General features: G+C 40.3%; 14 protein-coding genes. 1 reads left to right on the forward strand and 13 read right to left on the reverse strand.

The window, feature by feature from the left end; all coding sequences use genetic code 11:
* Positions 1–83: 83 nt before the first annotated feature.
* From AC27JP_RS15400 to AC27JP_RS15455, 12 genes are all read right to left on the reverse strand, one after another.
* Entirely contained in the window at positions 84–1325 is a 1242-nt protein-coding gene (locus AC27JP_RS15400) for a malic enzyme-like NAD(P)-binding protein (RefSeq protein ID WP_487116657.1), read from the reverse strand.
* Positions 1326–1887: 562 nt separating this feature from the next.
* On the reverse strand, positions 1888–3186 hold the full coding sequence (locus tag AC27JP_RS15405) for an adenylosuccinate synthase (RefSeq protein WP_487116659.1): 1299 nt from the start codon (positions 3184–3186) through the stop codon (positions 1888–1890).
* Between the two features lie 125 nt (positions 3187–3311).
* Positions 3312–3497 carry a DUF2065 domain-containing protein gene (locus tag AC27JP_RS15410; RefSeq protein ID WP_487116661.1) on the reverse strand — a complete coding sequence of 62 codons (186 nt, stop codon included), beginning with the start codon at positions 3495–3497 and terminating at the stop codon, positions 3312–3314.
* Between the two features lie 67 nt (positions 3498–3564).
* A complete protein-coding gene (gene hflC / locus AC27JP_RS15415; protein ID WP_487116662.1) occupies positions 3565–4449 on the reverse strand; it encodes a protease modulator HflC in 885 nt (294 codons plus the stop codon).
* Between the two features lie 3 nt (positions 4450–4452).
* Complete coding sequence (gene hflK / locus AC27JP_RS15420) at positions 4453–5595, reverse strand: FtsH protease activity modulator HflK (protein WP_487116664.1); 1143 nt, start codon at positions 5593–5595, stop codon at positions 4453–4455.
* Positions 5596–5676: 81 nt separating this feature from the next.
* Entirely contained in the window at positions 5677–6963 is a 1287-nt protein-coding gene (gene hflX, locus AC27JP_RS15425) for a ribosome rescue GTPase HflX (RefSeq protein WP_487116666.1), read from the reverse strand.
* Positions 6964–6996: 33 nt separating this feature from the next.
* A complete protein-coding gene (gene hfq / locus AC27JP_RS15430; protein WP_487116668.1) occupies positions 6997–7260 on the reverse strand; it encodes an RNA chaperone Hfq in 264 nt (87 codons plus the stop codon).
* A 118-nt stretch (positions 7261–7378) separates the two neighbouring features.
* The gene (gene miaA, locus AC27JP_RS15435) at positions 7379–8335 is read right to left on the reverse strand and encodes a tRNA (adenosine(37)-N6)-dimethylallyltransferase MiaA (RefSeq protein WP_487116670.1); all 957 of its coding nucleotides are present in this window, start codon (positions 8333–8335) and stop codon (positions 7379–7381) included.
* 12 nt (positions 8336–8347) lie between these two features.
* Entirely contained in the window at positions 8348–10282 is a 1935-nt protein-coding gene (gene mutL / locus AC27JP_RS15440) for a DNA mismatch repair endonuclease MutL (RefSeq protein ID WP_487116672.1), read from the reverse strand.
* A gap of 7 nt (positions 10283–10289) precedes the next feature.
* Positions 10290–11609, reverse strand: coding sequence for an N-acetylmuramoyl-L-alanine amidase (locus tag AC27JP_RS15445; RefSeq protein ID WP_487116674.1), 1320 nt, complete (start codon positions 11607–11609; stop codon positions 10290–10292).
* 88 nt (positions 11610–11697) lie between these two features.
* On the reverse strand, positions 11698–12180 hold the full coding sequence (gene tsaE / locus AC27JP_RS15450; protein WP_487116676.1) for a tRNA (adenosine(37)-N6)-threonylcarbamoyltransferase complex ATPase subunit type 1 TsaE: 483 nt from the start codon (positions 12178–12180) through the stop codon (positions 11698–11700).
* 50 nt (positions 12181–12230) lie between these two features.
* Positions 12231–13760 (reverse strand): NAD(P)H-hydrate dehydratase, encoded by a 1530-nt coding sequence (locus tag AC27JP_RS15455; RefSeq protein WP_487116678.1) that lies wholly within the window; start codon positions 13758–13760, stop codon positions 12231–12233.
* Positions 13761–13795: 35 nt separating this feature from the next.
* On the opposite strand from AC27JP_RS15455, the gene queG reads away from it, so the two are divergent.
* The gene (queG, locus tag AC27JP_RS15460; protein WP_487116680.1) at positions 13796–14941 is read left to right on the forward strand and encodes a tRNA epoxyqueuosine(34) reductase QueG; all 1146 of its coding nucleotides are present in this window, start codon (positions 13796–13798) and stop codon (positions 14939–14941) included.
* 67 nt (positions 14942–15008) lie between these two features.
* Here queG and AC27JP_RS15465 read toward each other — a convergent pair whose 3' ends face one another.
* Positions 15009–16652: a response regulator gene (locus tag AC27JP_RS15465; protein WP_487116682.1), complete on the reverse strand. Its 1644-nt coding sequence runs from the start codon at positions 16650–16652 to the stop codon at positions 15009–15011.
* Positions 16653–16670: the final 18 nt, after the last annotated feature.

A 16670-nucleotide genomic window follows, 5' to 3' on the forward strand; every position in this document is an offset into this window, starting at 1 on the left:
GTTAGGTGAATATTAATTATTAAAAAAGGGAAGCAGTTAGCTTCCCTTTTTGTTATTTGATGAAGTGTCGCTTTAAGCTATAACTAGCCATTATAATTTTCTGGCATTTCTAATGCGGCAACACCTGAATCAACCGCGGCTTGCGCAACGGCGATGGCAACGGCAGAACGTAAACGTGAGTCCATAGGTTTTGGAATAATATAATCTTTACCAAACACTAAGCTAGTATCACCACTTGCTGCTAGCACTTCTGCTGGCACGTCTTCTTTTGCTAACGCACGAATTGCGTGTACTGCGGCAATTTTCATTTCGTCATTAATAGTACGTGCGCGCACATCTAACGCACCACGAAATATAAACGGAAAACAAAGTACATTGTTTACTTGGTTTGGATAGTCTGAACGCCCGGTCGCCATAATTAGGTCATCGCGTGTTGCCATGGCAAGTTCAGGCTTAATTTCAGGATCAGGGTTTGAGCAAGCAAAAATCACAGGCTTGGCTGCCATCAGCTTAATATGCTCAGGCGATAATACGTTTGGCCCAGAAACACCCACAAAAACATCTGCGCCATCAATAGCCTCTTCTAACGTACGTTTATCAGTATTGTTAGCAAAAAGCTTTTTATATTCATTAAGATCATCACGGCGCGTATGAATGACACCTTTAGTATCAAGCATATAAATTTTTTCACGCTGTGCGCCACACTTAATCAATAACTCCATACAGGCGATTGCAGCAGCACCCGCACCCATACAAACAATATTAGCATGGCGAAGCTCTTTACCTTGTATTTCGAGTGCGTTAATCATACCTGCGGCCGTAACAATGGCCGTTCCATGTTGATCATCATGGAACACTGGTACTTTACAACGCTCAATAAGAGCTTTTTCGATAGCAAAACACTCAGGTGCTTTAATATCTTCGAGGTTAATACCACCAAAACTATCAGCAATGTTTGCCACGGTATTAACAAAGTCTTCAACAGTTTTGTGTTTAACTTCAATATCAAAAGAGTTAATGCCAGCGAAACGCTTAAATAATAATGCTTTACCTTCCATCACTGGCTTAGAAGCCATTGGCCCTAAATTACCTAACCCTAAAATAGCGGTACCATTCGTAATAACAGCAACGGTATTGCCTTTGCCTGTATATTTATAAACATCATCAGGATTTTCAGCAATGGCACGAACAGGCTCAGCAACACCTGGGCTATAGGCGAGAGAGAGATCTTGGCTCGTTTCAGCTGGCGTCGTTAATTCAACGCTGATTTTCCCTGGAGTCGGGTAAGCGTGGTAATCAAGTGCTTGTTGGCGAAGATCTGTCATGTCTATTCCTAATATGTGAAGCTAATGCGTGGGTTTAGTTCGATCTTAATGTTGCATGTGCAACAATTCATGATATCTATAGTCAATATTTCTATATTATATGTTATTGCATTGCGCTTGCTAATTTCAAGCCCTTTTATATATATTAATTCGCTACAAGCTATAAATAATATAGCCTTAGCAATTTCATATTTCACATAATTTAGCTGAATATTCAGCATAAACCACTAACTATTCATGTGTAAATGGCGGTTAGAATACCTTATCAAGCGATAAGCAGTTTAAATATAAAACTTAAGTTTAAAACACCTGTTTTATATATGAAATGACTGAGTTTTGTATCATTTCATAACAGATAACAGAATTTAGCGACAGTTCGTCAAAGTTGCTTTTTAACTGGTTAACCTGCTAATTAAGATAACTAAGTATAGCCTGTAATTCTTTCTGTCTATTTTAGGAGCTGAATGCAGAAACCCTAATTGGATAATTAAACAATTTCAGCTATAAAAAAACCACCTAGAAGGTGGCTTTTAAAAACTTGGTCAAAACAACAAAAATTTAATTATTCGTCAAACGGATTAACTAAAATCATGGTTTCGTTACGATCTGGACCGGTTGAAATAATATCAACAGGTACGCCAGTCACTTCTTCGATACGCTTAATATAAGCAATAGCGTTTGCCGGTAAAGCATCAACAGAAGTAGCACCAACCGTTGTTTCAGTCCAACCTGGCATTTCTTCGTATACTGGTGTGATTTTTTCGTAACCCTCAGCCGCTGTTGGTGGCACAGTGATAACATCACCTTCTGCCGTTTTATAACCAACACAGATTTTTAAGGTTTCTAAACCATCTAAAACATCAAGTTTAGTTAAACAAAAACCACTAATGCTATTTACTTGCACGGCACGGTGCATCGCAACCGCATCAAACCAACCACAACGACGTTCACGACCCGTTGTCGCGCCAAACTCATGACCAACAGTACCTAAGTGATGACCTACTTCGTCATCCAATTCTGTTGGGAACGGGCCTGAGCCAACACGTGTAGTGTACGCTTTAGTAATACCTAAAACATAGTCTAAGTAACGTGGACCAAAACCACTACCAGTAGCAACGCCACCCACAGTGGTATTTGATGAAGTTACATACGGGTAGGTACCGTGGTCGATATCAAGCAATGTACCTTGCGCACCTTCAAACATGATAGAGTCACCCGCTTTACGCGCTTGATCTAACATTTCTGAGATATCGGCAACCATGCTCTTAATGGTTTCAGCAACCGCCATGGCATCGGCAAGTACTGTTTCGTAACTTACCGGTTCAGCTTTGTAGTATGTGGTTAATACGAAATTATGGTATTCCATAATTTCTTTTAATTTCGCGGCAAATGACTCGGCGCAAAATAAATCACCAACACGTAAACCACGACGAGCAGCTTTATCTTCGTAAGCTGGACCGATACCACGACCGGTAGTACCAATAGCTTTGCTACCACGAGCTTTTTCACGAGCTGCATCTAAAGCATTATGGTAAGGAAGAATTAACGGACATGCATCGCTAATTAAAAGACGTTCACGTACAGGTACGCCACGCTCTTCTAACATTGCCATTTCTGTCATAAGTGCTTTAGGACAAAGAACTACACCGTTACCGATCAGGCACTTTACGTTATCACGTAATACGCCAGATGGAATAAGATGTAATACGGTTTTTTCACCGTTAATGACTAGTGTATGACCTGCGTTGTGGCCACCTTGGTAGCGCACTACATATTTGGCTTTATCAGTAAGTAAGTCGACGACTTTACCTTTACCTTCGTCACCCCATTGGGTGCCTAGAACTACGACGTTTTTACCCATGTTCACATATTGGTAAGAAAATTAGGCGGGGATTCTATCAAATATCAATATTGAGTCCAAGCAATAATTGTTGATTTTTAATTCAATTATAAAAAAGCTTTACATAAAAGTAGGTTAGCAAAAATTTAATTTATCAACCATAACAACAAGGCACCAACGGCTACTAGAAAAAGTCCTATTTGTCGTATCGAACCAGCAGACTCATTTGCCAGCTTAAGCACATATGCTCGCCATTTATTAGGAAATAAGGCTGGAATAAGCCCTTCAATAATTAGTGCGATGGCAATCGCCATAAGTAATGTCGATGTCATTATTTTTCCTTATAAAAACAAAAGCCATGACAATTGCCATGGCTTTTATAATGATTTTTAAAATCTATTACTTCTCTTTTTTACCATCTTTTAAGTAGTGGAAGAAGTCGCTGTCAGGCTTCACCACTAAGATATCATTCTTAGAACTAAAGCTTGTTTCATAGGCTTCTAAACTACGGAAGAAGTTAAAGAATTCGGCATCTTGTCCGTAAGAATCAGCATACACTTTTGCCGCTAAGGCATCACCTTCACCACGTATCTCTCGAGCGTTCTTTTGCGCTGTTGCCAGCATTACCGTTACTTTAGCATCAATAGTTGCACGAATGATTTCAGACTGCTCTTGACCTTGAGAGCGATGCTCTTTCGCCACAGCTGTACGTTCTGCACGCATACGTTCGTATATTGAGTTACTCACTTCTGTCGGTAAATTAATGGCTTTAATACGCACATCAATCACTTCGATACCTAAATCTTCACGGCTACTTGCAGCACTTTCTAATGCTTTAGCCATGATTTCATCACGATCACCTGAAACAATCTCTTTAATAGTACGGGTACCAAACTCAGTACGTAAGCCATTATTTACTTTTTGCTTTAATAATGCGCGGGCGTTATCAATCGAACCTGAGGTACGCAAATAGTAGGTAGAGAAATCAACGATACGCCATTTAACAAATGAATCGACCATTAAATCTTTCTTTTCAGATGTAACGAAACGATCTGGCGCTTCATCTAAGGTTTGAATGCGGGCATCAAGTTTACGTACGGTGTTAATAAATGGGAATTTAAAATGTAGACCTGGGTCATACACTTTCATATCACCACTATCGCCGTCACGTTTAATTTTTGAGAATTCAAACACGATACCGCGTTGGCCTTCAAAAACAACAAATACCGAAGAAACCGTCAAAATAAAGAGTAAAGCAATCACTGCCAATATAAAGTTCTTCATGGCTTAGTTTCTCCCATTATTGAAGCGGTCATTACGGCCCGATAACGCTGGCGCAGTGTTATTACTATTGGTCGAGTTTACACTCGGTAATGACTGTTGAATAACACGTTGTCCGGTAGACTGCTGCTGCATAATTTTATCTAACGGTAGATACATCATGTTATTACCACCATCAACATCAACCATCACTTTACTGGTGTTACTGTAAACTTTTTCCATCGTCGTTAAGTACATACGTTGGCGAGTCACTTCAGGAGCTGCCTGATATTCAGGAAGTAATTTATTAAAGCGAGCAACTTCACCTTCTGCATCTAACAAGATTTGTGCTTTATAGGCTAATGCTTCTTGCTCTAAGCGTTTAACACGACCACGCGCACGCGGTTCAATGCCTCTAGCATAGGCTTCAGCTTCACGTAAAAACCTAACTTCATCTTCTTGTGCCGCAATGGCATCATCAAAAGCATCTTTCACTTCTTCAGGAGGACGAGCATCTTTAAAGTTAACATCGACAATAATCAAACCTAAATTATAAGGTTCAATGATTTTATCTAATTCTCTCCAAACTGATTGACGTACTTCTTCACGACCACTGGTAAGAATATCGTCCATTTTCGCATGACCGATAACATAACGTAGCGCACTATCAAGAGATTGGCTTAAACTGTCATCAGCGTTAGTCACGCTAAAGATATAGTTACGTGCATCAACCACACGGTATTGGATCTGCATCTCTACACGGACAACGTTTTCATCTTGTGTCAACATAAAACCAGCAGATGGCAAATCACGTGTTGTTTGCATATCAACCGGAATAATGCGTTCAACAAATGTCCACTTCCAACGTAAACCTGGCTCTACTGTGCCGGCATACTGACCAAAGCGTAAGACGATACCTTTTTCAGCCTCTTTAATGGTATAGAAACCCGTGAAGGCGTATACCAAAATAGCAACAATCAATAAAACCATGATGCCAACACTAGAAAGACTTTTCCCAGAGCCGCCACCAGATTTTTTACCACCAAAAATACCGCCAAATTTATTACCGATATCTTTTAGTAAATCATCTAAGTCTGGTGGACCTTGATTTTTGCCACCTTTATTTTTCCAGGGATCCTTATCATTATTCCCCGGTTCATTCCAAGCCATGGTACTCTCCGCTATAAAAAATTAATGCCTAACTGATGTATATGCAATAAAACCTTAGGTTTAGGCTAATATATCAGTCTGTTAAGTTTGAATAAAGTGCTCTATTTTTGCTTCATCTAGTTTTAATAACCGATTCCACTCTCGAACCGGTAATTTCACATCCATCATGCAATTACCTTGTTCATCATAATATTCGTTAGTAATACAATTTAATTCATAAAGTTGACCACGAAGTTTACCTGCACTTGGTGGTAAACAGAGTAAGTGTTTGACTACTTGTTTGCCCAAGCGTTCAGCTAAGGCGGTAAATAAAAGTTCAATGCCAACACCTTGTTGTGCAGACAACCAAACACGAATTGGCATACCGAATTCATCTCGGTCAATTCTTGGTTCAACGTCATCCAAACGGTCTATTTTGTTACAAATTAATAATTGTGGAACATCACCCGCTTCAATTTCTTTTAAAACTTCTTCTACTTGTTCAATATTCTCGCTACGACGCTCATCAGAAATATCGATAACGTGCAGCAACAGCTCTGCTTCACGTGTTTCGGTTAATGTTGCTTTAAACGCCGCCACTAAGTCATGTGGAAGGTGACGTATAAAGCCAACCGTATCCGCCAATATCACTCGGCCAACGTCTTCAACTTCAATTTTTCGTAACGTCGGATCTAAGGTGGCAAATAATTGATCCGCAGCATAAACATCAGCATTAGTAATATGATTAAATAATGTCGATTTACCGGCATTGGTATAACCCACTAAAGATACCGTTGGAATTTCCGCTCGGTTTCTTGCTCGACGCCCCTGTTGTCTTTGCTTTTCAACTTTACCTAAGCGTTTGCGGATATTAACCATACGCTCATGTAATAAACGTCTATCAGTTTCTAACTGAGTTTCACCCGGACCACGTAAGCCAATACCACCTTTTTGGCGCTCTAAATGCGTCCAGCCTCGGATCAAACGCGTACTCATATGACGTAATTGCGCTAACTCTACTTGTAACTTACCTTCGTGAGTTCTGGCGCGTTGGGCAAAAATGTCTAATATCAAGGTTGTGCGATCAACCACTCGGCATTCACATAATGCTTCAACATTTTTTTCCTGCGACGGCGATAAACTATGATTAAATAGCACGACGTTTGCATCATACATGCGCACAGCATCGGCAACTTCATCTGCCTTGCCTGTACCGACAAAAAATTTCGGATGTGGCGTACTACGTTTACCGGTAACGGTATTTAACGCGTTCACTCCCGCAGAGCTAACAAGCATTTCAAATTCTTGCAGATCTTCTCGAGTATTATCATCAGGGAAATCTAAATGAACAAGTATCGCCTGCTCACCTGCTTGATACCTATCAAACAAATGAGCGACTCCATACAATACTAGCTTTAGCCATTAATCTTGTGATTCCTGATTATAATCTGACTGGTTAGTTTGGGGGGCAGGCATAGTAGATACTGCACGCGCTGGAACTACCGTAGAAATAGCATGCTTATACACCATTTGGCTGACGGTATTTTTAAGTAAAATTACAAACTGATCAAATGACTCTACTTGCCCTTGTAGTTTAATGCCATTAACTAAGTAAATTGCTACAGGAATACGATCACGACGTAACGCATTCAAAAATGGGTCTTGTAAAGATTGCCCCTTTGCCATTATTTGGCCCCTTTTGTTATTTTTAGTAAAAAGTTAAAATTTCTTTTCATATGTTTTATTAAAATTATCAATAAAACTAGCTGGTTAATGCACAACTAAATTAATTATACATCAATGTTTAAAGTTTGCTTACTGCTGACAAAATAACTTGTAAATTATTTTCATCTTCCATATGCAACCAGTGTAAATTTTGCCAACTGCGTAACCAAGTTAATTGCCGTTTTGCCAATTGACGAGTTGCACAGATACCTTTGAATACCATTTCATCATGATCACATTCACCTTGTAAATGTTGCCACATTTGACGATATCCTACACAACGTATGGCAGGTAAATCATGATGTAAATCATTTCTTGCTTTTAAAGCGACAACTTCTTGCTGAAAGTTTTGTTCGATCATTTGATTAAAACGTAATTCTATGCGCGCATGTAGGTCACTACGTTCTTTCGGTGCTATAGCGAACTGTAAAACATTTCCGCTGACTTTATCACCCTTTATTTCGGTTAATTGTGTCAAAGTATTACCTGTTTTTCGGTAAACTTCGATCGCTCGCGCTAGACGTTGCGGGTCATTACAATGAATTCGCTCGGCCGATACCGGATCAAAACTGGCTAATTGCTCATGCATTGCCAGCCAACCTTTTTGCTTTGCTTCAAGTTCAATGGCTTTGCGTATTTCTGGATCTGCCTCGGGTAACGGCGAAATCCCTTCTATTAAACTTTTGAAATACATCATAGTGCCGCCAACCAATAGCGGAATTCGTCCTTTGGCTCGACTAACAGCAATTGCTTTGAGGGCATCATGACAAAAATCAGCCGCTGAATAGCTTTCTGCTGGATCGCGAATATCAATCAATTGATGTGGATATTTTGCTAACTCTTCTGCTGTTGGCTTTGCCGTGCCTATGTCCATACCTTTATAGACAAGTGCAGAATCAACGCTAATAATGTCACATGGCAACGCGTCATAAAGCGCCATCGCTAACGCGGTTTTCCCCGATGCTGTTGGCCCCATTAAACAAATAACAGGAGGCTGTTGTAACTCAACATTATTTCGGCTTGCACTGTCAGTCATTTACTTAGCTATTTACTCTAATTGGCTTATAAACGATGTGAGGTCGATGGCGACGGAATTCAAGCGCAATTGCTGCTCAAATTGGCAATTAAATTGGTTTTTTGCCTTTTGCCATATTTGTAGTGCCTGCTTTTCATCAACTTCCTCATTCACCATTAGCGCCGACAAGGCCATTTGCCAATCAATTTCTGAAAGTACTTCGTCTCGTTCTTCGACTTGTAACTGGCTAATTAACCTATCAAAACTGTAAGCAACATCTTTATTTCTTAACAATGCTGGGAATTGACGAATTTGTAATGTGGTTTTATTTAGTTGGTGAATTTCCATACCCAAATGCTGAAATTGCCGGCCATTAATTTTGACAAAATCAGCAACTTTTTCACTAACGGTTATTTTTACTGGTAATAATAACGGCTGACAAATCAGCTTTTCATGCCAACGCTGCTGTACCGTTTGCAACTTCACCAGTAAATCGAGCTTATTAATTGACAGCAATCTCAACTCTTGCTGTTGTTGGAATACGATGTAATGCGGTGCTTGCCAATGCAAAACTTTAGTTGCTTGGCTGTTTACCAGTGATTCTTCTGCCGCGGGGTTAACTACCGGCTCTTCTCGCGTTACTGTCGGCTTTTCGTTCGGCGAAAAGCTATCGACTAAAGGCGTCATTAGCTCACTATAAGCTTTACTCGCTTGTTCATTCACCTTGGCCGTATATGAGTGCGCCGGCGAATATTGCTTTACCGAACTTTGCCCAAACTGCCCTGACGAAACTTGCCTTGTCGACCGAGAAGCTGTGCCGTGTGCGACAGAACCCGCACTTGAATTCGTTTCGGTACGCAACGGCGTAACAAAACTGGTATCTGCACTGGTAGCCGTATTTAGCTGTAAAGTATCGCTGCTAGCAGGAATAATCTCGCCAGTATTATCATCAATAGTTAGCTCAGGCTCACGTGCAGAAATTAAGGCTTGATGACAAACAGAGTAAATAAAATCATGAACATAGCGTCCTTGATGAAATCTGACTTCATGTTTTGCCGGATGAACATTAACATCAACCTCTCGGAAGTCGAGATTAAGAAATAAAACAAATGCTGAGTAACTATCATTAGGTAATAGTTCGGCATACGCCTGACGAATAGCGTGATTGATTAATTTATCACGCATCATGCGACCATTGACATAACTGTAGCAAAGATCATTTTGACTGCGGTAAAAACTCGGTTGCGCTATCCAGCCATGAAGATGAAAACCATCATGTTGGCAGTCAACTTCTAAGGCATTATCAATAAATTTTTGTCCACAAATTTGCGCCACTCGCTTACTGCGTTGGGCGGCAGAATTGACCAAACGAAACTGTTTAATGACTTTTTGGTTGTGGGTCAACACAAAACTAACATCAAAGCGAGCCAACGCAACTCGTTTGATCACTTCTTCAATATGGCCAAATTCAGTTTTTTCTGTCCGTAAAAATTTTCGTCTTGCGGGGGTATTAAAAAATAGATCACAAACATCTATTGTTGTGCCATTGGGGTGTGCAGCCGGATTTACCGTAACCGCCATATCGCGGCCTTCAGCATTGGCTTGCCACGCTGATTCTTGCTCATGAGGTTTTGAGGTAAGCGTTAACCGAGAAACCGAACTAATACTGGCTAATGCTTCACCACGAAAGCCTAAACTACTAATTGACTCTAAGTCGTTAAGATTTTTAATTTTGCTGGTGGCATGTCGACTAAGCGCTAAACCTAATTCGTCTTTAGCAATGCCTTTACCATTATCAATGATGCGTATGCGCTTAGCGCCACCTTTTTCAATATCTATTCGAATGCTCGTTGCACCCGCATCTAAACTGTTTTCCACCAGTTCTTTGACAACGGATGCCGGGCGCTCCACCACCTCACCAGCAGCAATTTGGTTGGCAAGACGAGCGGGAAGTATTGCAATGGTCATGTCTAAATTAGTCTGCCTGTGGAATTTTTAATGTTTGGCCTATTCGAACAACATTGGATTTTAGATTGTTTGCTGACTTTAGCTCACGTATTGAGACTTTATAACGCTGAGCAACAACCGAAAGTGATTCGCCTCGACTGACTTTATGCTCTCGCACACGAGTCGCAGCGAATAAGCTACCATCAGGCGGATTACGAGAAAAATAATTGTCGATCGCGATATAAATCGCTTTCGCTAATTTTTGCTGATGTGCGGGGTTATTTAAGCGCTTTTCTTCTTGATGGTTGGAAATAAAGCCGGTCTCAATTAATACCGATGGAATATCAGAAGACTTTAAAACCGCTAAGCTTAAACGCTCCGGTTTCTTCTTGTGCAACTTAGTGACTTTTTTCAATTGTTTTACTACATGCTCAGCAAAATCGTAGCTGCTGGCCATAGTGTATTCTTTTTTCATATCAGCAAGCGCTATTGCTAAATTATCATCTTTTGTTTTCTTAATGGTCTCGCCCGCTCCACCTAATAACTCTGAATTTTTTTCTCTATTTTGAATCCAACGAGCAAACTCTGAATCGGCACGGCGGGTGGCTTGCACCCATACAGAAGCACCATTAGGTTTAGATGAGGTAAATGCGTCAGCATGAATAGAAATCAACAAATCAGCCTTGGACTTTCTTGCCAATACTGTTTTACGATTATGATTTACATAATAATCGCCGCTGCGGATCATCACAGCTTTTAAGCCTTTTTTGCGATTAATTAACTTAGCAAGTTTCTGTGCTATTTTTAATGTGACTTTTTTTTCATATGTCCCTGCAGCGCCAATCGAACCAGGATCGTCACCACCATGACCGGCAACAATAGCGATAACTATATCGCGTTTACCTGTGCTGTTGTCATGTTTGGCAACGGCTTTGCTTTTTTTATCATATAGGTCGATAACAAGACGATCGCCATACTGTCCAGCAGGCGCTAATGGAAAAACAGAGATACGGTAACTATCAGCTAGCTCTAATACTAAGCGAGTTGAGCCTTTCTTTTTGGAAGTACTTGAACGAATTTTCTTAACACGTTTATCGGCTTTTATTGCTGACATCAGGGAAGCAATATTTTTACTATTTTTAAAATCAATGACTAAACGATGAGGTGACTTTAGAGAAAAATATTTAAAATCTGGCTTTTGGCTAAGATCAAACACCACTCGAGTATTTTCAGGTGCAGGCCATACCCTGACATTTTTAATATTATTAACGGCATGAGCAGCAGCAACCATACCAAACCATAGCATGGTGATAGTGGCTAATTGTTGTGCGAATTTATTAAAACGCATTTAAATTTATTCCCCTTTAACTAGCACTTTTATTGGCTATTTTTATTATTATTTTTTGGCATATTCATTTGCCAGTCAACCATCAAAGTCATTCGTCAAATTGCATAAACGCGAGCATAAGTTGCTGCCCTATTGCTGTCGCCGACTGCATAGTAATAGCGCGTTTATTATCATGATATGCTAAATCTATGATTATATCTGCAGCGGCAATCATACCATGACCTTTTTCAGGCCATTCAATAAAACTACAACTACGAGGATTAAAATAATCTCTAATGCCCATATATTCCAGCTCTTCAGGGTCAGCTAAGCGGTATAAATCAAAATGATAAACCTGCCAATCTTGCAGCTCATAAGGCTCAACCAAAGTATAAGTCGGGCTTTTAACATTACCAACATGCCCCATACCTTGCACAAAACCACGAGTTAATGTTGTTTTCCCCGCGCCAAGATCGCCATTTAAATATACAGTAATACCGTGCTGTAAGTCTGACTTTACAATATCAGCAATACGTTTACCCATAGCTATAGTGGCTGCTTCATCGGCTAAAATAAAGCTCTGTTTTGTCACAAAATCATTCATCTTTCATTTTTACTTCTGGTTTATTGCTATTGCAGTTATCACATACATGGCATTGTTAAATCGCTTTCACCATTAATCAAGCGTTGCACTTCTGGATAAAGATCGCTGGCCAGTATACCAATTTTTCCATGCTTCTTGGCAATAATATCAGCTGCACGGCCATGAATATAGACACCAAGGCGAGCGGCTTGAAATAAATCAGCCGTTTGTAAAATTAACGCGGCAATAATGCCACTTAAAACATCCCCCATACCACCGCTTGCCATACCGGGATTGCCCGTGCTATTAATCCAAATAGTTTCTCCATCAGATATCAGTGTTCCTGCCCCTTTCAACACACATATACCGCCATAGCGATGAGCTATTTTTTTAACGGCCGAAAAACGATCTGCTTCAACTTCAGCAATTGAACATCCCAGTAATACCGCCGCCTCCCCAGGATGTGGCGTAAGCACCCAAGAATTATCTTTTCTCGGTTGCTGCGCAAGAAAATACAAGGCATCGGCATCAACTACTTTACTTGGTGTAAATTCGATAGCGCAATCAAATAAGGCCTTTGACCAGACATTTCGTCCTAAGCCTGGGCCAAGCACAATTGACTTTACTTTATCTAATGCATTTGATGCTTTTAGGGCTTGCGCGCAATTAGCAATGACCATCAATTCAGGCCGACGCGCTAACAAAACATCTCGAGACTGTTCATGGCAACAAACACTGACCAAAGCGGCGCCAGCACGCAACGCCGCTTCTGATGCTAAACATATTGCGCCAGTAAACGTACTTTCACCGCCGATGGCTAGCACCATGCCAATACTGCCTTTATGACTTGCAACTTGCCGTTTTGTTAATGTCGGCAAATGAGCAAAATTTTGACGAAAGCAGCTGCTTGAGGCTAAGTTGGCGAATGTTTGATTCACTCCTAGTGTTTCTAACTGTAACTCACCAACATAATTTGCGGCTTGCCCGGTTAGTAAACCTTGTTTGTACGCAATAAAGGTAATGGTTAAATCGGCATTTATCGCTACCGAGTTCACGACGCCTAAATCAGCATCAAGACCCGATGGCACATCAACAGCAACCCTAAGGCAGTTTTTATCATTTATTGCCGATATCAGTTGAATAAGCTCGCAGGCTAACTGACCACGAAAGCCAATCCCAAATATGCAATCCAATAGCAAATCACCATCAAATGCTGTTATCGCTGCAATGGCTTGTGGCGATTGAGTCGCATAAAATATCTGAACTGAACATTGCTCTAGTAATTCTAGCGCTTGCAGGGCATCACCCTTAATTTCAGATCTTGTTGCATTGACAACAACGGTCACTGTCATGCCCGCTTGATGGGCCAATTTCGCAACAATGTAACCATCACCACCATTGTTGCCCTTGCCCGCCACCACTAATATTTGCCGTGCACTCGGATAAAACTCTCGAATATTTTGGAAAACGGCTGTACCTGCACGCTGCATTAATTGAAATAAGTTTATGCCAATAGCTTGCGCTGCATCAGCCTCATAACGCTGCAGTTGATTAACCTTATAGGCTTGATGTGTTAAACTCGTCGACATTGTTTTTCCACCTTATCACTCTAGCCACTGCTACCATGACAACTCCTGCTATTAACTATCAAGAATTAACAGAAAAAATCAAGCTTTGGGGTCAAGAACTTGGTTTTTCGCAAGTAGGTATCTGCGATGTTGATTTATCGGCGCATGAAGCGGCATTAACGCGCTGGTTGGAAAACAACTATCATGGCAATATGGACTACATGGCACGTCATGGGTTAATGCGGGCTCGGGCTAAAGAGTTAGTGGCTGGCACTTTAAATGTGATCAGTGTTCGGATGGACTACTTACCAACCGATGCTAAATTTGCTCGAATATTGAAAAACCGTGATCATGCTTATATTAGCCGTTATGCATTAGGGCGAGATTATCACAAATTAATGCGTAAACGGTTAAAGCAACTTGGCGAGAAAATTAAAGACCACTGCGAAATATTTAACTACCGACCTTTTGTCGACTCTGCACCGATACTAGAACGACCATTAGCCGAAAAAGCTGGGCTGGGCTGGGTTGGCAAGCACTCACTGCTCATTAATAAACAAGCCGGTTCATGGTTCTTTTTAGGCGAACTATTAGTTGATTTACCCTTAGCCGTTGATAAAAAACCGGAGAATGATTGCGGCAGCTGCGTCGCTTGTATAAAAATTTGCCCAACACAGGCTATTGTCGAACCTTACGTAGTTGATGCTCGACGTTGCATTTCATACCTCACCATTGAGCTACGAGATGCAATTCCAGTTGAGTTTAGACCATTGATAGGTAACCGAATATATGGCTGCGACGATTGTCAGCTTATTTGTCCATGGAATAAGTTTGCCAAACTGGGCAGTGAAGACGATTTCAAACCACGACAAAATTTAGATAACATTGATTTACTGACACTATTTTCATGGGACGAAAAGAGCTTTTTACATAAAACCGAGGGCTCACCAATTCGCCGTATTGGTTTTGCTTGTTGGCAGCGAAATATTGCCGTTGCTTTAGGTAACGCAAATTATTCTTTGGCTAATGTCGCTGCGTTAACAGAAAAGCTAACAACTGCTGATGACATGGTAGCAGAGCATATTCATTGGGCACTTGCGCAACAAGAATTAAAGTTGCAAGAAATGAGTCAAGATAAAAACTCACGCCTAACCGCTAGGTTAATTCGCTCGGTAGAAAAAGGCATGCCACGCGATGCCTAATCTAATATTGAATTATTTCAATAACATCTATTAAACGTTCACAATGAAACCGCAGAGCTCAATACCTTTAGGCGCAAAGTTTCTGCCACTTACTGGTTAATTCATTTAATATCGCTGGCGTTTTACCCGCTGATGCTAGCTTGGAAAACTGACTAATTAACTGTTCGGCAAGCGCTATATGGGCATTGGTTGCCTCACCTTGTTGTTTGATGGTAATTAATATCTTCAGCTGGCTGATCATCAGTTTTGTATTTTCTGGGCTCAAATGTAGTGCTTGCATAATGGCCTCTAAAGCCGGCAATAAACGGTTCTTTTGGAAATGCTCCACCGCCATGCTATATAACTGCTTAGCGGTAAAGTGTATTTCTTCACGGTCTTGAGTTTCCTGCTCAATATAGCGTTTAACCACCTGACAATTTAATGATTCACCAGAAATTTGGTTGTTAATTGCCTTTAATATATGAATAGCATCTTCTCGCATGCCAAGCTCATGTAATACTTTTACTTTATCAAGATTGTCTTCAACCACAGTCGTTGGCTTTAATGACAGATGATTCTCAACTAACCTTGTTGCTTTACTTTCTTCATTGCGAACATTGTGCAGCCTGGCTTTTACCACCAATAACTGCTGCTTGAATAACTGAATATCCTGATAATCGTTTTCAAGTTGTTCAATATAACGATCAGTTTGCTTTAACACGGCTTCCGCGCTTTCATCTGGGGTCGCACAAGCGAGATCTATTCCAGCTCTGATGACATTAAAGATCAGCTCAGGTGAATCATGAATTGAATTTTTTGCTTGCTGAGCAATATTTCGTGTCGCGAGATACTGACCTTTGTGGTCATGGGTTAAACGGGCTAAATCCCATGATTTTTTATTGCGCTCAATATTTCGGGGAGCTAATGCCGTCGCTTTTTTAATTTCTTCGTAGGCTTGTTGATACTGCTCTTGTTCGATGTAATATTGTGCCATCATGTCATGAGCACCAAAGCGGGTTTCTGGTTTATCAGTCAAGTTACTTAGCATTTCACGAATTTCATCAATCCGCCCCTGTTTTAGCAATGCTTTGGCATAACCTAAATAAACCCATGAATGTTGATACTGCTTAAACAACTTTTTATAGAATACTTCTGCTTCTTTAAATTCTAATAACTGTAGAAATGATTCGCCTTTAATGCGGTTAATATTGGCGTGAAATGGTGCCAATTTACTGTTCAACAAATGCCGGTCTGCAAAATAAATCGCCTTGGCAAACGCTTTTCTATCAATAGCACTATAAATATTAAACAGCACTTGTTTTACTTTTAAGGTGCTTGTTAAACGCGCTTGTACTTTTTTTATCGCTAGCGGTTTAGTCCAAAAATCATCAGGTTGTAATTCAATAATTGAATTAACTAAGGATTCATCGGTTTCAGAACTAAGAAAAATTAAAACCGTAGTTTTAGTAACGTGGCCCTTAAACTTTAACTCTTCTAATAAATGAAAACCGTCTTTGTCACTTTTAACATTAAAGGCACAAATAATGACATGAAAATGCATTTCATCGCATAATTTTAAACCATAATAGGCATTTTCTGCACAGCGGACTTCTTTAATACCCAGTTCAAATAAGCTTTCTTTCAAAACCTCATGAACAAGTAGATTATCATCAATAATCAAAACATTGAGTTTATCTAACTGTGCTAAAGTATTTTTTTCAGCACTTTTCATTATTTACCTTAACCATCA

Source organism: Colwellia sp. SU-HH01172, assembly GCF_057553355.1.